Consider the following 19,560-nt stretch of genomic DNA (forward strand, 5'->3'; position numbering starts at 1 on the left):
GCAGGGGCGGTGTTTTACGTGAAACACCGCCCCTGCCGCGTTTCACGTGAAACATGGCCGCCGACCGCTTCAGCCGCGGATGAGCTCCACCGCCCGGCTGAAGTGCGCCACCGGCCCGGTCGGGCCGTCGGGATCCGCATGTGCGGCGCCCCGGATCGCCGCGGCGCCGGCCCAGACCGCGGCGACGATCAGTGCCACCACGACGGTGTTCCTGGTCCGGCGTCCGGCGTTCGTCCTGGCCTGCATGGTCACTCCCCCTTGAGGTGGCGGAGCCGCCCTGGCTCCCTGCCTCTATTCACCCACGGGATCCGGGCCCGCCCGTACGCGTCAGGTACGGATTCACATCAGTCTTGAGTCGGACCCCCTGTCCCCCTGTGGTCCCTCTTTCGTCAGAGTCCGACCGCAGGGTGTGGGTGCAGGAAAGAGTTTGCCGCTTTTGGCCGGGGCTGTTTACGGTCGGCGGAATGAGCAGCGAAACGATCATCAGGCGGTACCGGACGGCCGATCGGGACACGGTGACCGACCTCTGGTCCCGCGCCTCGCGGCAGGCGCATCCGTTCGTTGAGGGGGAGGGCGAGGGCGAGCGGGCGAGGGTCCTGCGCGAGGTGTATCTCGCCCAGGCGGAGAACTGGGTTGCCGAGCGCGAGGGCCGGGTCGTGGGGCTGCTCGGCCTGCTGGACGGCCACAAAGGCGACGGCGTCCGGATCGGCGGGCTGTTTGTGGCGCCCGAGCTTCAAGGAGGCGGCATCGGGCGGAAATTGGTGGAGCATGCCGCGGCGCTGCGGGGTGGGCTGACACTCGAGGTCTTCGAGGGGAACGCCCGCGCCCGGCGCTTCTGTGCGGACCTGGGATTCACGGAGCGGGCCCGTCGGACGGACGAGGAGACCGGCCACCCGCTGATCGTCCTGGAGCGGGAGGCCCCGCTGCGGTCCGTGTCCTGGCTGCATCTGCGTGAGGGGCGGCTGCTGAGCGTACGGACCCGGGGCAATGACACCTTCTATCTGCCCGGCGGCAAGTACGAGCCGGGGGAGACCGCCCGGCAGGCGCTGTCGCGGGAGCTGTCCGAAGAGCTCGGCCTGGCGGTTCCCGCGGCGGAACTGTCGGAGGCGTTTGTCATCCACGACGTCGCACACGGCAAGAACGGCCGGCGGCTGCATATGACGTGCTTCACCGGCGGCCCGCAGGACATCTCCCCCGTACCGGGGAGGGAGATCGCCGAGTACGCCTGGTTCGACCGCCAGGAGGCGAGGGAGCGTTGCGCGCCCGCCCACTCCCAGGTCGTGGACCGCTTGATCGCGCAGGGGCGGATGCCGGGCTGAGCCACCGGGCCGATCACCGAGCCGTCGGGTCCCATAACGCCTGTAACCAGCGCAAACACTCTTCTCTTCGTCCGCATCGCGGAATCAAGTGTCGGACGCATACTTGTTGTATCTATCCTGTGCTCATGCCATCCCCGTCCGTGCCCGCCACTCCCTCCAGAGACGCCGCCCCCGCTCCCGCCAAGCAGCCCCCCGCGGCCGAGCGGGTCTATACGCACATCAAGGACGCCGTTCTGCAGCGCCACTACGAGGGCGGCATGCTGCTCACGGAGGGTGAGCTGGCCGAGGCCGTGGGGGTGTCGCGGACGCCGGTGCGGGAAGCGCTGCTGCGGCTGGAGGTCGAGGGGCTGATCAAGCTCTATCCGAAGAAGGGCGCGCTGGTCCTGCCGGTCTCCGCGCAGGAGATCGCCGATGTCGTCGAGACCCGGCTGCTGGTCGAGAAGCACGCGGCGGCCAAGGCCGTACCCGCGGGCGAGGCGCTGATCGGCGAGCTCGAAGAGCTGCTGGAGAAGATGCGGGAGCAGGCCGCATCCGGTGATCTCGCAGCGGTCTCCGTCACTGACCGCTGCTTCCACGCCGCGATCGTGCGCAGCGCCGGCAACCAGATCCTGGACCGCCTCTACGAGCAGCTGCGCGACCGCCAGCTGCGCATGGGCGTCGCCGTCATGCACGCGCACCCGGACCGGATCGCCAAGAACATCGCCGAGCACGCCGAGATCCTCCAGGCGCTACGGGACGGCGACCCGGAAGCGGCGACCGACGCCGTGCACCGGCACGTCAGCTGGGTCCGCAACCTGGCGCAGGGAGAGGTGCGATGAGCGGGGGAAGTGCCGGCGGCTCCGGAACAGGCAGCGGCGCCCCCCGCCTGCTGCCCGCGGACCCGCCCGGTGGCCGCCGGGCCATGGCGGTCTGGGGCATCGGCGTCGCGGTCTATTTCGTCGCGATCACCTACCGTACGAGCTTGGGCGTGGCCGGCCTGGACGCCGCCGAGCGCTTTCACATCAACGCCTCCGCGCTGTCCACCTTCTCGATCCTGCAGCTGCTGGTGTACGCGGGCATGCAGATACCCGTCGGCCTGCTGGTCGACAAACTCGGCGCCAAGAAGGTGCTGACCATCGGCGTGGTGCTCTACACCCTCGGTCAGTTCGGCTTCGCGCTGTCCCACTCCTACGCCATGGCCCTCGGCTCGCGCGCGCTGCTCGGCTGCGGTGACGCGATGACGTTCATCAGCGTGCTGCGGCTGGGCTCACGGTGGTTCCCGGCCCGCCGCGGCCCGATGATCGCGCAGATCGCGGCACTCGTGGGGATGGCGGGCAACCTGATCTCCACCCTCGTCCTCGCGCGCCTTCTGCACAGCGTCGGCTGGACCCCGACCTTCGCCTCCAGCGCAGTGGGCGGTGTTGTCGTCCTGGTCCTGCTGCTGCTCTTCCTCAGGGATCACCCCAAGGGCTACGAGCCACCGCCCGCGCCCACCGAGCACAGCGGCGCGGCATTCGTCCGCCGGCAGATCACGGACGCGTGGCGCGAACCCGGCACCCGGCTGGGCATGTGGGTGCACTTCACCACCCAGTTCCCCGCGATGGTCTTCCTGCTGCTGTGGGGCCTGCCGTTCCTCGTCGAGGCGCAGGGGCTCTCCCGCGGCACCGCAGGTGAGCTGCTCACCCTCATCGTGCTCTCCAACATGGCCGTCGGCCTGATCTACGGCCAGATCATCGCGCGCCACCATGCGGCCCGTCTGCCGCTCGCGTTGGGCACCGTCGGGGCCACCGCCCTGCTGTGGGCGATCACCCTGGCCTGGCCGGACGACCACGCGCCCATGGGGCTGCTGGTCGCGCTCTGCGCGGTCATGGGGGCCTGCGGCCCCGCCTCGATGATCGGCTTCGACTTCGCCCGGCCCGCCAATCCGCCCGAGCGCCAGGGCACCGCCTCCGGCATCGTCAACATGGGCGGCTTCACCGCCTCGATGACAACACTGCTCGCCATCGGCGTGCTGCTGGATGCGACCGGCGACAACTACCGCATCGCCTTCGCCTCGGTCTTCGTCCTGGAGGCGCTCGGCGTCTCGCAGATTCTTCGCCTGCGTGTTCGCGCCGCCCGCCGCGAACGCGAACGGCTGGTTGTCAGCCGGGTCGAGGCGGTCCACGTCCCGGCGTGAGACCCGGGCCGAAGCCTCGGGGTGCGGTGGCAACAGCCGTACGTGCTGTTTCACGTGAAACAGTGCGGGCTGCCCCCGGCCTCCGCCGCCGGCACCCCACCGCCTCGCGGAGACGCCCCGTCAGGAGTGCCGGTCCCCTTCCGGGGCGTCCCTCGCAGCCGGCCTCGGCTACGGCGTGACCGCGAAGTTGTCCAGGATCGCCGCGGCCAGTTCCTGGTCACCGTCGATCTTGATCTGCTCGGCGACGGCCGCCGGACGGATCCGGCCGCAGGCCAGCTGGTGGAAGATGTCCCAGTCCATGGCGAGCGTCACCGTCGGGCCGAGCGAGACGCTGCCGTTGATCGTGCCGTTGCCCTCGGCGTCGATCCGCACCGTGCGCATGAACTCCAGCGGGCCGCTGATGTCGAAGACCACGGCGGAATCGGCGGGCGCCTGGGCCTTCTTGGCGACCGTGTTGGGCAGTGTCTTCAGCAACAGATCACGTGTCACATGGGCGCCGGGGGAGTCGAGATTGCCGGGCTTGCCGAGCGCCCGGCGCAGGTCCTGCTCATGCACCCAGACGTCGAAGGCCCGCAGCTGCAGGACAAAGTCCAGCGGACGGTCCTCATCGAGCGGGCTGCGTACCACGGCGTCCGGCTGACGGGTTTCGTTGCGCAGCTGCCGGGAGCGGCGGATGACGGTGTATTCGAGTTCGCTGACCATCTCCGGCGCGGTGTGGTGCCGGCGGACGTCGACCTGCACCTCCATACGCCGGGCCGACTCGCTGCGGACGTGGTAGAGGTCGCGGGGCAGCGTGTGTATCGGCCGCGGATCGCCGAGCATCTCGCTCTCCAGGCCGATCACATGCGAGACGACATCGCGCACGGACCAGCCTGGAAGGTCCGTCGCCCTGTTCCACTCGCCCTCGACGAGCGGAGTCACCAGCTCGGCTATCGCTTCTATGGAGTGCGTCCAGGCATCGATGGAGGACTGAAGGCTGGGATGGACGGTCACGGGACCCCTCGGACGGTTCGTACGCGGGCTGCTGTCTGTGCAGTTAAGTTACGCTGCGCACGGGCACCCCGGCAGTGCTTTCGGGTGACCATCGTAGGTGGATGTTCGACGGCGGCCCGGTTCGAAAGCTTAGGCGGTGGTACTGTGCGCGCTTCCTTGCTGCAGATCGGTGTGGATCCGGCGGAATCCGTCAATTCCCGGCGTACTCGGGTGGCTTCGCTGATACGCGGTCAGGCCGACAGCGATCTCGTGGTGCTTCCCGAGCTGTGGCCGGTGGGCGCCTTCGCCGCCGATCTCTTCGCCGCCGAGGCGGAACCGCTGGCCGGACCGACGCACGACGCCATGGCTGCGGCCGCACGGGACGCCCGGGTCTGGCTGCACGCCGGGTCCGTCATCGAACGGGCCGACGATGGCACCCTCTACAACACCTCGCTGGTCTTCTCCCCCGACGGCCGCCTCGCCGCCACCTACCGCAAGATCCACCGCTTCGGCTTCGACCAGGGCGAAGCGGTCCTGCTGGGCGCCGGAGACCGGGCCGTCATGGTCGGTCTGCCGGGGGCCACCGCGGGCCTGGCCACCTGCTACGACCTGCGTTTCCCGGAACTCTTCCGGCAGTTGACGGCGGCCGGTGCGGAGCTGCTGATCGTGCCTGCCGGCTGGCCTGCCCGCCGCCGCGCGCACTGGTCGCTGCTGGCCCGTGCCCGTGCCGTGGAAAACCAGTGCTACGTCCTGGCCTGTGGCACCGCGGGCACCCATGCCGGGGTCGAACAGGCCGGTCACAGTGCCGTCGTCGATCCCTGGGGCGAGGTGCTGGCCGAGGCTGGGCCGGGCGAAGAGACGCTGACCGTAGACCTCGACCCGGCCAAGGTCGCCAAGACTCGCGCCGACTTCCCCGTCCTGCGCGACCGCGTGCTGGGCCTCGACCGGCCGTAACGCCTCGCGGAGCCCCCTCAGTCCTCCCCGCTTTCCCGCTCCGCCAGCCGGATCACACACACCGCGATGGCGATCAGCAGCGCCGGGTCCGCGTCCTCCCGTACGACACTGACGCCGTAGGTGTCCCGTACGGACAGCCAGCGCCGTGAGATCTCCGCCAGCAGTTCGCCGTCGTACTCGACCGCGAACTCCCGGTCCAGGATCTTGCCGCTGACGTCCAGCCCGGTGCCGTCCGCCAGCTCCACGCGGTAGTGGTTGCGCAGCAGCGAGAGCCGTTTGCGCCGGATGGTGGCCAGCGGCCGGTCGTCCCGCTCGAGGGTCATCGTGTCGCGCAGGGCCAGCATCTTCTTGCGGAGGGTGACCAGCACGCGGCCCTGCGGATCCTTCAGCTCGAAGGTTTCGCGCAGCCGCAGCGCCTTCCCGTCGACGAGGAAGGCATGCCGCCCGCGATCGTCCTCGATCCAGTAGTCGTCACCGATGCCGAAGATCCGGTCGCGTACGAGGTACCTCATGGCGGAGGCATTCCCCCGGGCCCCTACGGAATACGCACGCACCGGGGTGACGTTGAATGTCCACATGGCTTCACGTGCGCGCGTCCGGGCCCCCGAGCTGATCGGCAAGGGCGGCTGGCTCAACACCGGCGGTAATGAACTCACCCTGTCTGACCTGCGAGGACGCATTGTCATCCTCGATTTCTGGACGTTTTGCTGTGTGAACTGTCTGCATGTCCTGGACGAGCTGCGCGAGCTGGAGGAGCGCCACCGCGACACCGTCGTGATCATCGGCGTGCACTCCCCCAAGTTCGTCCACGAGGCCGAACACCAGGCGGTCGTCGACGCCGTCGAGCGTTACGGCGTCGAGCACCCGGTCCTCGACGACCCCGAGCTCGCCACCTGGAAGCAGTACGCCGTGCGGGCCTGGCCCACCCTCGTCGTCATCGACCCCGAGGGCTATGTTGTGGCCCAGCACGCCGGCGAGGGCCATGCACATGCCCTTGAGAAGCTGGTGGAGGAGCTCACGGCCGAGCACGGTGCGAAGGGGACGCTGCGCCGCGGCGACGGCCCGTACGTACCGCCGGAGCCGGTCGCCACCGATCTGCGCTTCCCCGGCAAGGCCGTACGGCTTCCGGGAGGCACCTTCCTGGTCTCCGATACCACCCGGCACCAGCTGGTGGAGCTGGCGGCGGACGGCGAGCAGGTGCTGCGCCGGATCGGGACCGGCGAGCGCGGGCTGGGCGCGGACTCCTTCAACGAGCCGCAGGGACTGGCGCTGCTACCGGACGGCAAGGTTGCGGTGGCGGACACCGTCAACCACGCCATCCGGGTCTTCGACCCGGTGACCGGCGCGTTGGAGACGGTGGCGGGCACCGGCAAGCAGTGGTGGCAGGGGTCGCCGACCTCGGGACCGGCCCGCGAGGTGGATCTCTCCTCACCGTGGGACATCGCCTGGTGGCAGGACCGGCTGTGGATCGCGATGGCCGGTGTGCACCAGCTGTGGACGTACGACCCGGTCACCGGCACGGTCCAGGTCGCGGCCGGTACCACCAACGAGGGGCTGGTGGACGGCCCGGCGGCGGAAGCGTGGTTCGCCCAGCCGTCGGGGCTCGCGGCGGCGGGGGACCGGCTGTGGCTCGCCGACTCGGAGACGAGCGCCGTGCGTTGGGTCGAGCGCGACGGCGACGGCTATTCGGTCCGTACGGCCGTCGGCACCGGGCTCTTCGACTTCGGGCACCGCGACGGCGCCGCCGATCAGGCGCTGCTCCAGCACCCGTTGGGCGTCACGGCACTGCCCGACGGCTCGGTCGCCATCGCGGACACCTACAACCACGCGCTGCGCCGCTTCCACCCCGCGAGCGGCGAGGTGACGACCCTGGCGACGGACCTGCGGGAGCCCTCGGCGGCGGTGCTGGCCGACGACGACATCGTGGTGGTGGAGTCGGCGCGGCATCGGCTGACCCGGCTGCGTCTGCCCGAGGAGGCGGTACGCGTCGAGTCGGTGGCGCACCGCACCCAGCGCGCGGCCACCGAGGTGGCCCCCGGCAAGCTCCGGCTGGACGTGGTCTTCCAGGCCCCGGCGGGCCAGAAGCTGGACACCCGCTATGGCCCCTCGACGCGGCTGCTGGTCAGCGCGACCCCGCCGGAGCTGCTCGCCGACGGCGCGGGCCCGGACACCGACCTCCACCGGGATCTGGTGCTCGCGGACGGCGTGACCGAGGGCGTGCTGCATGTCTCGGCAATGGCGGCGTCCTGCGACGACGACCCCGCGATCGAGTACCCCGCCTGCCATGTGCACCAGCAGGACTGGGGCGTGCCGGTGCGGGTGGTCGACGGTGGGGCGTTCCGGCTGCCGCTCGTGCTGGCCGGGATGGATGCGGGCGCCTAGGACAAACGACTCTGGTCCGTGCTTGTTTCACGTGAAACAAGCACGGACCAGAGTCATCTACGGGCACATCACCAGCGGGACGCGGTCACTTGTCGGTATTGCCGGTCTTGGTGTCCACCTCGGCCCCTGCCAGGCTCCGCGACCAGGCGCCGACCTTGGCGGTCTTGCCGATGGACGGATGCTGGTCGTACCGGCCGAAGTGGAGTGCCGTGGCCGTCCCCTGCAGTTTGCTGCCGTTGTACTGCGCCACGCCGAAGTACATGAGGTTCTGCGGCTTTCCCTTGTCCGACGCGGTCTTGGTCGGGATGCTCGCATAGGCGGAGGCGCCCGGCGCGAGCTGGATCCGGTGGTCCTGCATGAATCCCGGCTCGCCGTCGTAGAACGCCAGCGGCTTGTCGCGGTTGTAGGGCATGTCCTTGGTGCCATCCTCGCCGCGGTACAGCAGCGGGGCGTTGAAGAGGTAGCAGGACGAGCTCCTCTTGTTCTTGTACTTGAGGATCACGTGGCTCGGGTCCGCCAGAGAAGCGAACCTGAACGAGCCCGGTGTGGGCCTGCACAGGCTCCGCCGCTGCTGTGCCGCGGTCCCCGCACCCGCACCTGCGGCCGCCCCACCGCTGATGATCCGGCGCTTCTTGCTCTTCTTGGACGAGGAAGAGGTCTTCTTCGACTTCTTGGAGGAGTGGCTGTTGCAGCCGGTCAGCGCGAGCGAACCGGCCAGGCCGAGGGCCAGGGCGGCGAACGCGGCGCGGTGCCGGCGTGAGCGGCGTGCGGTCATTGGGTGAGTCCCCCTGAGAGTCGCTGCGATCAGCGAGGCGGGCGTGTCATGGCACGGCCACGATATCGATTGCCGCCGCATACGCCAGGGTGGGTTTGCTGCGGCGGAATCCGTGCAGGTCAAGGGGGGTGGAAGGGATCAGTCCGGACAGTTGGGCAATTCGCTGTTCTCCCACTGTTCCGGGCGAATGCGGATGCCCGGTACCCACGCCTGTTTGCCGTGGTGATCGACCTGGAACCACATGCTGCTGTGCCCGCCCGCCTCGTCGGTGACCGTGATCCCGTTGGCGATCCGGCAGCGGGCGTGCAGCACATCGCCGTGCCAGACATGGCCGATGACATTGGACCGGCGGTAGGCAAGATACGGATCGCGGGCCAGGCCCAGGGCGCAGTTCTCGCCACGGTCGTGCTGGCAGGCCCGCTCGACGTTGTGCACGGTCAGCCGGGCCGAGCCGGTGCCCGCCGCCGTGCCCTGGGGCTCGTCCGTCCCGGTGCGGGTCAGCGCCGGTACGGCGAGCGCGGCGGCGGCCAGTACGGCGACCGTGCCGACGACGGCCAGGACCAGCGGCAGCCGGCGTCGGCCCGGTCGCGCAGAGTCCCCACCGTCCGTGCCGCCGGCGGTCTCCGCCTCCGCCGCCGTCTCCGCAACCGGCGACGGTGTACCGTCCGCCGCCTCATGGGCCCGGTGCAGCAGCTCGACCAGCGCGGGCAGCCGGTCCTCGCCGGTGAAGGAGAGCTTGCACCACTGCACCAGCAGCCGCTCGTCCGGCAGACTCTGCCCGCGCAGATAGCGTGAGAGGGAAGAACGGCTGGCGGGCAGTCGGCCCTCCAAGTCCTTGAGGCTGTAGCCCAGTTCGCTGTGCATGCGCCGCAGTGCGGAAACGAAGTCCCGTGCGGGGCCGGTGAGTTCATCGGGAAGAGGGGCCAGTGGCTTACGGCGGACATTTGCGGGCTGGTTCGAATTGCCAGGCACGTCTGGCATTCCAGCACAGCGGGCATGCGTGCGCGAGGGGCACTTCCGCTCCCCTGTGACGGAAGTACCCCTCGTTACACGATCCGGATGGCACCCGGATCAGCTGGTGACGTTTCACGTGAAACCACGCGATGCCGCCCGTCCGATGCCGTCGGTGCCCAGGGTGCGGTGTTTCACGTGAAACGTCGGCGCCCGTGGCGACTCAGTCGCCGAACTTCACCGGCCGGTAGGGCTTGAACTCGGCGTCACCGCCCGGAAGTCCGTATGTCAGGGTCCGGTGGTCGGTGCCGTGCTCGCCGCGCTGCTCATACGCGGTGTACGAGGAGTGTGCGTCGTCGTTCCACTTCTCGAAGATCACGACATGCCGGGTGTTGTTGTCGCCGGCCGCGTCGATCAGCAGGTCGCCGGGCTTGAGTTCACCCAGCGAGAGGGGACGGGTGATGCCTCGGTTGGTGGCCAGACCCACGGTGTTGGTGCCGGGCGTCGGCAGGCCGAGCGCCATCGACACATAGCCGGAGCAGTCCTGCCGGTAGCCGTCCTTCCATACCTTGGCCTGGCTGTACGGGACCTGGGAGCCGCCGTTCGCGGTGAGCCAGGCCGCGGCGCGGTTCAGCATCTCCTGGCGGGTGCCGCCGGGCTGCGGAGGCTGCGGGCTGCCCTGGACCGGCACCCCCGGCAGCCGGTCCTGCGGGATGTCCACCGCGACCACGCTGAGGAACCCCTGGACCGGACCGGTGATATGCGCCATGAACGTCGAGCAGGCCCTGCCCTCGCACACCTTGTGGCCGGTGTCGACCTGGTAGTCGGCGGTTATCCGGTCCTGCCCCGGAGCGGACTTGTTGATCATGCCGGCTGAGGGCGAGTTGATGTCGGCCGAGGCATGCACCACCCACCGCGTCCCCCAGGTGGGGAAGTCCGCGGCCACGGCCTGGCGTACGGATCCGGCGCCCGCGGCACGCGCAGCGAGACCGGGGGCGCCCGCGCCGCCGGTGGTGTCGCGGGCGAGCTCGGTCCTGGCAACGGAGTGCCTGTCGGCCGCCGCGTCGCCGACCTGGCTGCCGTGGGCGAACCCGGCGAACGCCCCGATGCCTATGCCTGCCGCGGCGACCGCGGGTATCACCCTGCGCAGCAGGGTCCTGCGGAACGGGGACCGCGGCCCCGGTCCCCCGCCGCCGATCTCGATGGCCTCCCCGGAATGTGCGCCGTCCGTCGGCGGTGTGCTTCCGTGCTGGTGCTCGTGCATGCCGATTCCCCTCCGTGTACGGCCGGTTGGCCGGTCGGCCCGTCGGCCCTCGGTGTGCCGCCGGATGGTCCGGTCGCGGCGACGGCAGCCATCGTGTGCCGGGGTGGGGCGGCCGCTCGGGGGTTCCTCGTCCCGTGGGACGTCCCGCCCGAGAGCACGCCGACGACCTGCGGAGACGTACAGGGAAACGGCCGGGTGCGGGACACCTCGCGGGCACCGCCGGGACATGACGGGACGCCACCCGTCGTGGCGTCGGCAGTCCGGCACGAGGAGACGCCGTGCGCGGCCGGGCGCGGGCATGAGGAAGGGCGCCCGCTCGGGGGTACGGGCGCCCTGGTTCATGGGGTGCGGATGCGGCCTACCAAGATCTGGCCTGGCGAGACCTGACCAGCCGTGATCCGGTCTGCCGAGATCCGGTCTAACGAGATGTGACCCACCAAGCGGCGGCGTCACCCGGGTCCGGCTGCCAGTACGTGACCCATGCGTCGGTGCCGAGATACACCGCGCCTCCCGGCAGCGCGACCTCCGTAGCGTCGCCGGCACGGTCCTTCCCGTCCCGGACGGCGAGGCCGACGCTCAGTGCGGTCACCGTCCGGCCGTGCCCCACGGCGTCGTCCGCGGACGACGTCCGTACGGCGGCGTAGCCGGAGCTGCCGGGGGTCAGGGTGACCACGGCCCGTGGCTTGCTGGACGGGAGCGGGGCGAGCGGGGACTGCGCGTCGTCGAACCGCGGATACGGCGCGCCGTACAGATCACACGAGGAACCGGAGGTGTTGGTGGCTTCCAGCAGGAGGTGGTTGGCCGGTCGGCTCAGCGGCTTAGCCTCGATACGGAGCTGCGCGGCGTCACAGGCAGCGTGCCGGGCGCGGGACTCCCACGAGCCCCCGCCGGTGCCGTGCCCGCCGATGCCGCCCTCGGCCGCGGAGGCCTTGGCTTCCCAGGCCATCGGGGCGACCGGCTTGGCGCGTCGGGTCTGGAGCGCGTCCGCATCGTCCGGGATGCCGCAGGCGGTGAGAGTGAGCGCGGTGCCGACGGTCAGCCCGGTCACGGCGATCCGCAGCGTACGGCGGTGGGTACGGCGGGCGGCGTTGCTGTGCGGCATTCCCGGGGTCCCCCTCTCGGCGGTCTGACCGACGAAAGGCTGGTCCTGCACCAGCCGCCCCCGATGTCGGTCCTGTGGTCCGGCACCACAGTGCCGCCCACCGCTGCCGTTTCACTAACGCCTGCCTAACGCTCCCCGGCCCGGCCCGGCCCGCCCGGACCCGCTCACTTGCCGGAGCCGTCGCCGCCCGGTGCGCCGCGCCCGTCCTTCTCGTCCCGCGCGAACAGCTGGGTGAGCGTGCTGATCGTGTACACATCGGTGGCCTCTTCGTCCACCAGATGCATCTCCGCCAGCCGGTCCAGCCCGTCCTGGGTGCGCTCCGGGTCGTATCCGGCGAGCGCCGCCGCCACGGACGCGTTCAGATGCCCGTCCGCGCTCTTGGCCAGCGCGCTGAGCAGCCGGGCGTCGTCCGCCGAGAGCCTGGCCACCGACATCCGCAGCGCCGCCGCGATCCCGGTGTCCTCCGCCGACAGCAGCGCCAGCCGCCGCTGTTCGTCGCGCAGCGCCGCGGCCAGCCGGGCCAGCCGCCAGCGCGGCCGTGCGGTCAGCTGGGCGGCCGCGGCCCGCAGCGCCAGCGGCAGCCCGTCGCACAGATCCACCAGTTCGCGCGCCGCGGCCGGGTCCTCGGCGACCCGGTCCGAGCCGAGCATGGCACCCAGCAGCGCCGTTCCTTCCTCATGGCCGAGCACCTGGATGCCGACCGGCCGGGCGCAGTCCGTGGCGACCAGCCCGTCGAGGCGGCTGCGGCTGGTGACGACCGTGGCGCAGCGCGGACCGCCGGGCAGCAGCGGCCGGACCTGCGCGGAGCTGCGGGCGTTGTCGAGGACGACCAGCAGCCGGCGCTCGGCGACCAGCGACCGGAACAGCGCCGAGGCGGCCTGCGCCGAGCCGGGCACCCGCTCCGGCGGTGTGCCGAGTGCGAGCAGGAAGTCCCGGAGGATCTCGGCGGCCGGTGCCTCGTCGCCCTCGCCGAAGCCGCGCAGATCGGCGAAGAGCTGGCCGTCGGGGAAGGCCGCGGCGTGCAGATGCGCCCACTGCACGGCGCATGCGGTCTTGCCGACGCCGGCCGGTCCCACGACCACGGCCAGTGGGCTCTCACCGGTCGTGTGGTCCGTCAGCGCGTCGGTCAGCGCGGCAAGTTGCCGGTCGCGGCCGAGGAAGCGAGCTGGTGGCCTGGGCAGCAGCCGCGGCGCGGCCCGCCCGCCCCCGCCGTCCCGGGCGCCGGGGGCGGCCGGCCCCGTGCCGCCGCCCCGCACTGGCATCTGCCCCGGACCGGCTGCCCCGCCGGCTTCCGGACGCCCTTGGCCGGCGCCCCGGGAAGCCGTGGCGCCCTTCGCACCGGCGGCCCCTTCCCGCTCGGCCCGCAGGATCTCCTCGTACGCACCGCTCAACCGCTCACCGGGATCGACCCCCAGCTCTTCGTTGAGCAGCCGCCGTGTGCGATGGAACCACTCCAGCGCGTCGGACTGCCGCCCCGCCTGGAACAGCGCCCGCATCAGCGCGGCGATCAGGCCTTCCCGCAGCGGGTGGTTGACGGCCGCGGAATAGAGAATGGCCGCAGCCTGCTCATGCTCGCCGAGCGTGCCGTGTGCCCGCGCCAGCGCCTCGACGGCCGTCAGCCGGCGCTCCTCCAGGGCGTGTGCGGCGGCCGCGAACGGCGGGCTGGTGACCGTGCCGGTCAGCGCCGGTCCGCGCCACAGCCCCAGCGCCTCGCGCAGCAGCGGTACCGCATCGCCCGGCGCCGCCTCCGGACGTGCCAGTGCCACCAGCTCCCCGAACCGGTGGGCGTCGATCAACTCCTCGGGCAACCGCAGCAGATACGCCGAGCCGTGCGTGGTCAGCTCGATGCCGTACGCCGCCGCCCCGCCCTCGGCGAGCGTGGCCCGCAGGCGCGAGACATGCCCCTGGACGACCGTACGGGCGTGTTCGGGCGGCTCGTCCTCCCACAGGGAGTCGATCAACTGCTCAAGTGGGACCGTGGTGTTGGGCTGCAGCAGCAGCAGAGCCAGCACACTGCGCCGCTTGGCGGGCCCGAGCGGCAGCTCCCCGGCGCCGGTCGTGACGGCGACCGGGCCCAGCAGTGAGAATTCCAACTCAGCCCTCCAGGAAGGCCGTCAGGGCGTTCGCCAGCAGGTACGGGTCCTTGGCGCCGCACAGCTCACGTGCCGAGTGCATGGAGAGGATCGCGACGCCTATGTCGACCGTCGTGATGCCGTGCCGGGCGGCGGTGATCGGCCCGATCGTCGTCCCGCACGGCATGGAGTTGTTCGACACAAAGGACTGCCACGGCACGTCTGCCCGCTCGCAGGCCGCCGCGAACACCGCCCGGCCGCTGCCGTCGGTGGCGTACCGCTGGTTCACATTGACCTTCAGGATCGGTCCGCCGTTGGGCATCGGGTGATGCCCCGGATCGTGCCGCTCGCTGTAGTTGGGGTGGACGGCGTGGCCGGTGTCGGACGACAGGCAGACGGTGCCGGCGAAGGCCCGAGCCCGGTCCTCGTACGAGCCGCCGCGGGCGAAGACCGAACGCTCCAGCACCGTGCCGAGCAGCGGGCCGTCCGCGCCGGTGTCGGACTGGCTGCCGTTCTCCTCGTGGTCGAAGGCGGCCAGCACCGGGATGGTGGTCAGCGCGCTCCCGGCGGCGGCCGCTGCGGTCAGCGCGGCCGTACCGGCGTGCACCGACAGCAGGTTGTCCATCCGCGGACCGGCGACCAGCTCCTGGTCGCGCCCCAGGTAGGCGGGCGGCTCGATGCTGTGCACCATCAGGTCCCAGCCCCGTACCGTCCCCGGCGCGACGCCGATCTCCTCCTCGACGAAGGAGATCAGATCGCCCTCCGCGACCTCGCCGAGGCCCCAGATCGGCGTCATGTGCCGCTGCTTGTCCAGCTTCAGCCCGTCGGTGTTCACCGACCGGTCCAGGTGCACGGCCAGCTGCGGTACGCGCAGCAGCGCCCGGTCGACGTTCACCAGCCGGTGCTTCCCGTCCTTCAGCGTCACCCGCCCGCTGAGCCCCAGATCGCGGTCGAGCCAGGTGTTGAGCAACGTGCCGCCGTAGATCTCGACGGCGATCTGTCGCCAGCCGCGCGCACCGGTGTCGGGAATCGGCTTCACCCGCAAATTGGGAGAGTCGGTATGCGCTCCCACAATCCGGTACGGAGTGGCCGCGCTCGCGCCCTCGGGCACGTACCACGCGATGATCGCCCCGCCCCGCAGCACATACTTGCCGCCGCTCGATCCGTCCCATGCGTCCGTCTCCGCGACCTGCCGGAAACCGGCCTTCTCCAGCCGCTCCGCCGCATTTGCCACCGCGTGGTACGGCGACGGACTGGCCGCGAGAAAGGACATCAGGTCGTCGGTGTGGCCGCGATCGAAGCGGGTGGAGTTGCTCATGACTTCAGCATAAAGAGACAGACCCCGCTTTCCCGGTGGTCTTGCGGCGTGACGCCGCTCCCTTCCGGCCATGATGCGTGCGATCTACAGCGAAGCGCCGGACGCGACGATGCCCGCCTCCCCGGGGGAAGGGAGACGGGCATCATCAGTGTGGATGCCGATTCTGAGAGACGTCTGAGAACGCAGCTCGTACCGGATCCGGGAAGGGCCTAGAACGCGGCCTCGTCCAGCTCCATCAGCGACTGGTCGATGGACTCGGCGAGGGAGCGCTGGACGGCCAGGCCCGGCAGGACGTTGTGGGCGAAGAACTTGGCGGCGGCGATCTTGCCCTCGTAGAACGGCTTGTCCTTCGAGGAGGCGCCCGCCAGCTTCTCCTGCGCCACCGCGGCACCCTTGAGCAGCAGGTAGCCGATGACGACATCGCCCGAAGCCAGCAGCAGGCGGGTGGTGTTGAGGCCGACCTTGTAGATGGACTTGACGTCCTTCTCGGTGGCGGCGAGGTCGGTCAGCATGGCGCCGACGATCGCCTCCAGGTCGGCGGCGGCCTTGGCCAGCTCGCCGCGGGCCTGCTCCAGCTCCTCGCCGCCGGCCGCTTCGGCCAGGAACTTCTTGATGGTCTCCGACAGCTCGGTCAGCGCCGCACCCTGGTTGCGGACGATCTTCCGGAAGAAGAAGTCCTGGCCCTGGATGGCGGTGGTGCCCTCGTAGAGGGTGTCGATCTTGGAGTCCCGGATGTACTGCTCGATCGGGTACTCCTGCAGGTAGCCGGAGCCGCCGAAGGTCTGCAGCGACTGGGCCAGCTGCTCGTAAGACTTCTCCGAGCCGTAGCCCTTGACGATCGGCAGGAGGAGGTCGTTGAGCGCGTGCGTGCCGGAGGCGTCCTCGCCCGCGGCCTCCTTGATCAGGATCTCGTCCTGGACGGTGGCGGTGTAGAGCACCAGGGCGCGCATGCCCTCGGCGTACGCCTTCTGCGTCATCAGGGAGCGGCGCACGTCGGGGTGGTGGGTGATGGTGACGCGCGGCGCGGCCTTGTCGGTGAAGGCGGCCAGGTCCGGGCCCTGCACACGCTCCTTGGCGTACTCCAGGGCGTTGAGGTAGCCGGTCGACAGGGTGGCGATGGCCTTCGTGCCGACCATCATCCGGGCGAACTCGATGATCCGGAACATCTGGCGGATGCCGTCGTGCTTCTCGCCGATCAGCCAGCCCTTGGCGGGGTGGCGGTCGCCGAAGGTCATCTCGCAGGTGTTGGAGGCCTTGAGGCCCATCTTGTGCTCGACGTTGGTGGCGTAGACGCCGTTACGGTCGCCCAGCTCGCCGGTCTCGAAGTCGAACTCGAACTTCGGGACGAGGAAGAGCGACAGGCCCTTGGTGCCCGGGCCGTGGCCCTCGGGACGGGCGAGGACGTAGTGAAGGATGTTCTCCGACATGTCGTGCTCGCCGGAGGTGATGAAGCGCTTCACGCCCTCGATGTGCCAGGAGCCGTCCTCCTGCTTGATCGCCTTGGTGCGGCCGGCGCCGACGTCCGAGCCGGCGTCGGGCTCGGTCAGCACCATCGTGGAGCCCCAGGCCTTCTCCGTGGCGATCTTCGCGATGTGCTTCTGCTGCTCGGTGCCCTCCTCGAAGAGCACACCGGCGAAGGCCGGGCCGGAGGCGTACATCCACACCGCCGGGTTCGAGCCCAGGATGGACTCGGCGAAGGCCCACAGCAGCGAACGCGGCGTGGTGGTGCCGCCGATCTCCTCCGGGATGCCCAGGCGCCACCACTCGGCGTCCATGTACGCCTGGTAGCTCTTCTTGAAGGTGTCCGGCACCGGCGCGGTGTTGGTGTCGGGGTCGAAGACCGGCGGGTTCCGGTCGGCGTCGGCGTAGGAATCGGCCAGCTCGTTCTCCGACAGCCGGGCGATCTCGGACAGCACGCTCTTGGCGGTGTCGACATCCATCTCCGCGAACGGTCCGGTGCCGTACACGCTGTCACGGCCGAGCACCTCGAAGAGGTTGAACTCGATGTCGCGGAGATTCGACTTGTAGTGCCCCATGGGTACGGCTCCGTAAGGGTTCGGGAGAGGACCCGTGGGTGGGGCCTCCAACGCAATACCGGCTAGTAGTCAAATGATGCTACCCACCGGTAATAAGAATCAACCCCTTCCGCCCATCTGTGACGAGCGTCCCCTGGTGAGGCGCCGACTCAGTACGCTGTGGCGCATGTACGGCTACGACCAGAACGCGGGTGCCGGGCAGCAGCAGTACGGAGCCCCGCCGCAGCAACCGGCCCCCGGGGGCTACGGCGAGCAGCCGCTGTATCCCGAGCCGTCCCCGCCCTCCCTCGCCGACGCGGTGCGCGCCTTCACCACCGGCTCGATGTCGGCCGAGGATTTCCAGGGCATCTTCTCCACGTCCAAGATCTACTGCCCGCGCGGTGACAACCCCGGTTTCCTGGCGCTGCACAACACCCAGCAGCCGGTGATCCCGATGTTCACCTCGCTCAAGGAGCTGCGGCGGTACGCGGGCAAGGAGTCCAAGTACTTCGTGATCACCGGCGCCGAGGTGCTCGACCTGCTGCCCACCGGTTATGGCTTCGTCCTCGACATGGAGGGCGACCACCGGATGGTCTTCGACGCGAAGGCCGTGGAGCAGATGGTCGACTTCGCGATGCGCCGGATGTATGGCTGAACACCGTCGCCGAACAGACGGTTGTGCGCCATTGTCCGGCGGTCACCGACGGGTGTGCGTTCCCTCCTCCTGAACTGCGTCTGAACTGCTCCTGACCTGCGAAAACATCGATCCGATGCGCAGCGGGAATGCCGAACGCCTTGCCAATTGTTCAGTATTCAACTAACTTCAATGAAGTTGAATGGCGAACGACCGAGGAGGCCGTCATGCCCGCCGTGACCGTAGAGAACCCGCTGACCCTGCCGCGCGTGGCGGCGCCCGCCGCGTCGCGTCCCCGTCCCGTGCTGGCCGTCGCCACCGCTCCGAGCGGATTCGAGGGTGAGGGTTTCCCGGTGCGCCGGGCGTTCGCCGGCATCAACTACGAGTACCTCGACCCGTTCATCATGATGGACCAGATGGGCGAGGTGGAGTACGCGCCCGGGGAGCCCAAGGGCACGCCCTGGCACCCGCACCGCGGCTTCGAAACCGTCACCTATCTGATCGACGGCACCTTTGTGCACCGCGATTCGCACGGCGGCGGTGGCGTCATCAACGACGGCGACACCCAGTGGATGACGGCCGGCTCCGGTCTGCTGCACATCGAGGCGCCGCCTGAGTCCCTCGTCATGAGCGGCGGGCTCTTCCACGGCCTTCAGCTGTGGGTCAACCTGCCCAAGAGCGACAAGATGATGGCCCCCCGCTACCAGGACATCGGCGGCGGCCGGGTCAAGCTGCTGGCCTCGGCCGACGGCGGCGCGCTGCTGCGGCTGATCGCCGGTGAGATCGACGGCCACCAGGGTCCGGGCGTCACGCATACGCCGATCACGATGATGCATGTGACGGTGAACCCGGGCGCCGAGGTGACGCTGCCCTGGCGCCAGGACTTCAACGCCCTCGCGTACGCCCTGGCCGGGCACGGTTCGGCCGGTGCGGAGGGCAGCCCGTTCGGAATGGGGCAGTCGGTGGTCTTCGGCACCGGCGACTCGCTCACGATCCGGGCGGACGAGAGCCAGGAGTCGCGCAGCCCGAACTTCGAGGTCGTGCTGCTGGGCGGGCTGCCGATCCGCGAGCCGATGATGCACTACGGCCCGTTTGTGATGAACACCCACGCCGAACTGGCCCAGGCCTTCGAGGACTTCCAGGCGGGAAGGCTCGGGACGATCCCGGCGGGCGAGCGCTGACAGAGCGGTACGATCCCCAACGCCGGTGCCAGGGGCGGTGTTTCACGTGAAACACCGCCCGCGGGGGCGGACGCGGCGGGGCGGGAGGCGGAGCCGGTATGTCGATGCACGACTGGATCGACGAACTGATCGGCTTTCTGCTGGAGCGTCTCGACGACGACGGTGTGGCGGTGCTGGAAGCCCATCTGCCGACGAGGGTTCCCGTCGAATGGTGCAAGCCGGTGCAGGGCCCGCTCGTCACCATGGTCTGGGGCTGCGAAGCATGCTGGCAGAAGCCTGAGGAGTACCGCCGCACACCGGGTGACAGATGGCCGTGCGCCACGCTTCGCGCGCTGGCCCGGCCGTTCGCCCAGGACCCGGACTACGCCGATATCTGGTGGATTCCCGATCACCCGGACTACGCCGACTTCTGGTACCGGTAGCGCTTCGGGGGCGGTGTTTCACGTGAAACACCGCCCCGCCCGTT

The 19,560-nt window shown here is 70.2% G+C and carries 18 protein-coding genes; 8 read left to right on the forward strand and 10 right to left on the reverse strand.

What is annotated here, in order from left to right; genetic code table 11:
* Positions 1-69 precede the first annotated feature (69 nt).
* Positions 70-246 (reverse strand): hypothetical protein, encoded by a 177-nt coding sequence (locus ADL29_RS44180; RefSeq protein WP_169795251.1) that lies wholly within the window; start codon positions 244-246, stop codon positions 70-72.
* A gap of 218 nt (positions 247-464) precedes the next feature.
* Between ADL29_RS44180 and ADL29_RS46070 the strand changes: the two genes are divergently transcribed.
* From ADL29_RS46070 to ADL29_RS21830, 3 genes are all read left to right on the forward strand, one after another.
* On the forward strand, positions 465-1,319 hold the full coding sequence (locus ADL29_RS46070; RefSeq protein WP_053925296.1) for a GNAT family N-acetyltransferase: 855 nt from the start codon (positions 465-467) through the stop codon (positions 1,317-1,319).
* 125 nt (positions 1,320-1,444) lie between these two features.
* Positions 1,445-2,137 carry a GntR family transcriptional regulator gene (locus ADL29_RS21825; RefSeq protein ID WP_053925340.1) on the forward strand — a complete coding sequence of 231 codons (693 nt, stop codon included), beginning with the start codon at positions 1,445-1,447 and terminating at the stop codon, positions 2,135-2,137.
* An 83-nt stretch (positions 2,138-2,220) separates the two neighbouring features.
* Positions 2,221-3,474, forward strand: a complete 1,254-nt coding sequence (locus tag ADL29_RS21830) for an MFS transporter (RefSeq protein WP_053925341.1) — start codon at positions 2,221-2,223, stop codon at positions 3,472-3,474.
* Positions 3,475-3,642: 168 nt separating this feature from the next.
* On the opposite strand, the gene ADL29_RS21835 is transcribed toward ADL29_RS21830, so the two are convergent.
* Positions 3,643-4,467, reverse strand: a complete 825-nt coding sequence (locus ADL29_RS21835) for a maleylpyruvate isomerase family mycothiol-dependent enzyme (RefSeq protein ID WP_053925297.1) — start codon at positions 4,465-4,467, stop codon at positions 3,643-3,645.
* Positions 4,468-4,611: 144 nt separating this feature from the next.
* Here ADL29_RS21835 and ADL29_RS21840 point away from each other — a divergent pair, with 144 nt between their 5' ends.
* Positions 4,612-5,400: a carbon-nitrogen family hydrolase gene (locus ADL29_RS21840; protein WP_053925298.1), complete on the forward strand. Its 789-nt coding sequence runs from the start codon at positions 4,612-4,614 to the stop codon at positions 5,398-5,400.
* 17 nt (positions 5,401-5,417) lie between these two features.
* Here the strand turns inward: ADL29_RS21840 and ADL29_RS21845 are convergent, their stop codons facing one another.
* On the reverse strand, positions 5,418-5,912 hold the full coding sequence (locus tag ADL29_RS21845; RefSeq protein WP_053925299.1) for an LURP-one-related/scramblase family protein: 495 nt from the start codon (positions 5,910-5,912) through the stop codon (positions 5,418-5,420).
* 64 nt (positions 5,913-5,976) lie between these two features.
* On the opposite strand from ADL29_RS21845, the gene ADL29_RS21850 reads away from it, so the two are divergent.
* Entirely contained in the window at positions 5,977-7,782 is a 1,806-nt protein-coding gene (locus tag ADL29_RS21850; RefSeq protein WP_053925300.1) for an NHL domain-containing thioredoxin family protein, read from the forward strand.
* 85 nt (positions 7,783-7,867) lie between these two features.
* Here ADL29_RS21850 and ADL29_RS21855 read toward each other — a convergent pair whose 3' ends face one another.
* The 7 genes from ADL29_RS21855 to ADL29_RS21885 form a co-directional block, all read right to left on the reverse strand.
* Positions 7,868-8,557 carry a DUF4232 domain-containing protein gene (locus tag ADL29_RS21855; RefSeq protein WP_053925301.1) on the reverse strand — a complete coding sequence of 230 codons (690 nt, stop codon included), beginning with the start codon at positions 8,555-8,557 and terminating at the stop codon, positions 7,868-7,870.
* Positions 8,558-8,695: 138 nt separating this feature from the next.
* Complete coding sequence (locus ADL29_RS21860) at positions 8,696-9,538, reverse strand: helix-turn-helix domain-containing protein (RefSeq protein WP_053925302.1); 843 nt, start codon at positions 9,536-9,538, stop codon at positions 8,696-8,698.
* Positions 9,539-9,731: 193 nt separating this feature from the next.
* Entirely contained in the window at positions 9,732-10,772 is a 1,041-nt protein-coding gene (locus ADL29_RS21865) for an NlpC/P60 family protein (RefSeq protein ID WP_245689572.1), read from the reverse strand.
* Between the two features lie 418 nt (positions 10,773-11,190).
* On the reverse strand, positions 11,191-11,874 hold the full coding sequence (locus tag ADL29_RS21870; protein ID WP_053925303.1) for a DUF4232 domain-containing protein: 684 nt from the start codon (positions 11,872-11,874) through the stop codon (positions 11,191-11,193).
* Between the two features lie 164 nt (positions 11,875-12,038).
* Complete coding sequence (locus tag ADL29_RS21875; protein WP_053925304.1) at positions 12,039-13,967, reverse strand: AfsR/SARP family transcriptional regulator; 1,929 nt, start codon at positions 13,965-13,967, stop codon at positions 12,039-12,041.
* 1 nt (position 13,968) lies between these two features.
* Entirely contained in the window at positions 13,969-15,264 is a 1,296-nt protein-coding gene (locus ADL29_RS21880; RefSeq protein WP_053925305.1) for a M18 family aminopeptidase, read from the reverse strand.
* A gap of 209 nt (positions 15,265-15,473) precedes the next feature.
* Positions 15,474-17,300, reverse strand: a complete 1,827-nt coding sequence (locus ADL29_RS21885) for an acyl-CoA dehydrogenase (RefSeq protein ID WP_053925306.1) — start codon at positions 17,298-17,300, stop codon at positions 15,474-15,476.
* 166 nt (positions 17,301-17,466) lie between these two features.
* On the opposite strand from ADL29_RS21885, the gene ADL29_RS21890 reads away from it, so the two are divergent.
* The 3 genes from ADL29_RS21890 to ADL29_RS21900 all read left to right on the forward strand — a co-directional run bounded on the left by ADL29_RS21890 (position 17,467) and on the right by ADL29_RS21900 (position 19,516).
* Complete coding sequence (locus ADL29_RS21890) at positions 17,467-17,934, forward strand: SseB family protein (RefSeq protein WP_053925307.1); 468 nt, start codon at positions 17,467-17,469, stop codon at positions 17,932-17,934.
* A gap of 206 nt (positions 17,935-18,140) precedes the next feature.
* On the forward strand, positions 18,141-19,094 hold the full coding sequence (locus tag ADL29_RS21895) for a pirin family protein (protein ID WP_053925308.1): 954 nt from the start codon (positions 18,141-18,143) through the stop codon (positions 19,092-19,094).
* A gap of 98 nt (positions 19,095-19,192) precedes the next feature.
* Positions 19,193-19,516, forward strand: a complete 324-nt coding sequence (locus tag ADL29_RS21900) for a hypothetical protein (RefSeq protein WP_053925309.1) — start codon at positions 19,193-19,195, stop codon at positions 19,514-19,516.
* The last annotated feature ends 44 nt before the right edge of the window (positions 19,517-19,560 follow it).

It is taken from the genome of Streptomyces chattanoogensis (assembly GCF_001294335.1).
In the GTDB taxonomy this organism is placed as follows: Bacteria; Actinomycetota; Actinomycetes; order Streptomycetales; family Streptomycetaceae; genus Streptomyces; species Streptomyces chattanoogensis.

Bases quoted from the DNA above. Each gene is read 5' to 3' on its own strand.
- ADL29_RS44180 (WP_169795251.1), bottom strand. From the start codon at position 246: ATGCAGGCCAGGACGAACGCCGGACGCCGGACCAGGAACACCGTCGTG.
- ADL29_RS46070 (WP_053925296.1), top strand. From the start codon at position 465: ATGAGCAGCGAAACGATCATCAGGCGGTACCGGACGGCCGATCGGGAC.
- ADL29_RS21825 (WP_053925340.1), top strand. From the start codon at position 1,445: ATGCCATCCCCGTCCGTGCCCGCCACTCCCTCCAGAGACGCCGCCCCC.
- ADL29_RS21830 (WP_053925341.1), top strand. From the start codon at position 2,221: ATGGCGGTCTGGGGCATCGGCGTCGCGGTCTATTTCGTCGCGATCACC.
- ADL29_RS21845 (WP_053925299.1), bottom strand. From the start codon at position 5,912: ATGAGGTACCTCGTACGCGACCGGATCTTCGGCATCGGTGACGACTAC.
- ADL29_RS21850 (WP_053925300.1), top strand. From the start codon at position 5,977: ATGGCTTCACGTGCGCGCGTCCGGGCCCCCGAGCTGATCGGCAAGGGC.
- ADL29_RS21855 (WP_053925301.1), bottom strand. From the start codon at position 8,557: ATGACCGCACGCCGCTCACGCCGGCACCGCGCCGCGTTCGCCGCCCTG.
- ADL29_RS21860 (WP_053925302.1), bottom strand. From the start codon at position 9,538: ATGCCAGACGTGCCTGGCAATTCGAACCAGCCCGCAAATGTCCGCCGT.
- ADL29_RS21865 (WP_245689572.1), bottom strand. From the start codon at position 10,772: ATGCACGAGCACCAGCACGGAAGCACACCGCCGACGGACGGCGCACAT.
- ADL29_RS21870 (WP_053925303.1), bottom strand. From the start codon at position 11,874: ATGCCGCACAGCAACGCCGCCCGCCGTACCCACCGCCGTACGCTGCGG.
- ADL29_RS21880 (WP_053925305.1), bottom strand. From the start codon at position 15,264: ATGAGCAACTCCACCCGCTTCGATCGCGGCCACACCGACGACCTGATG.
- ADL29_RS21885 (WP_053925306.1), bottom strand. From the start codon at position 17,300: ATGGGGCACTACAAGTCGAATCTCCGCGACATCGAGTTCAACCTCTTC.
- ADL29_RS21890 (WP_053925307.1), top strand. From the start codon at position 17,467: ATGTACGGCTACGACCAGAACGCGGGTGCCGGGCAGCAGCAGTACGGA.
- ADL29_RS21895 (WP_053925308.1), top strand. From the start codon at position 18,141: ATGCCCGCCGTGACCGTAGAGAACCCGCTGACCCTGCCGCGCGTGGCG.
- ADL29_RS21900 (WP_053925309.1), top strand. From the start codon at position 19,193: ATGTCGATGCACGACTGGATCGACGAACTGATCGGCTTTCTGCTGGAG.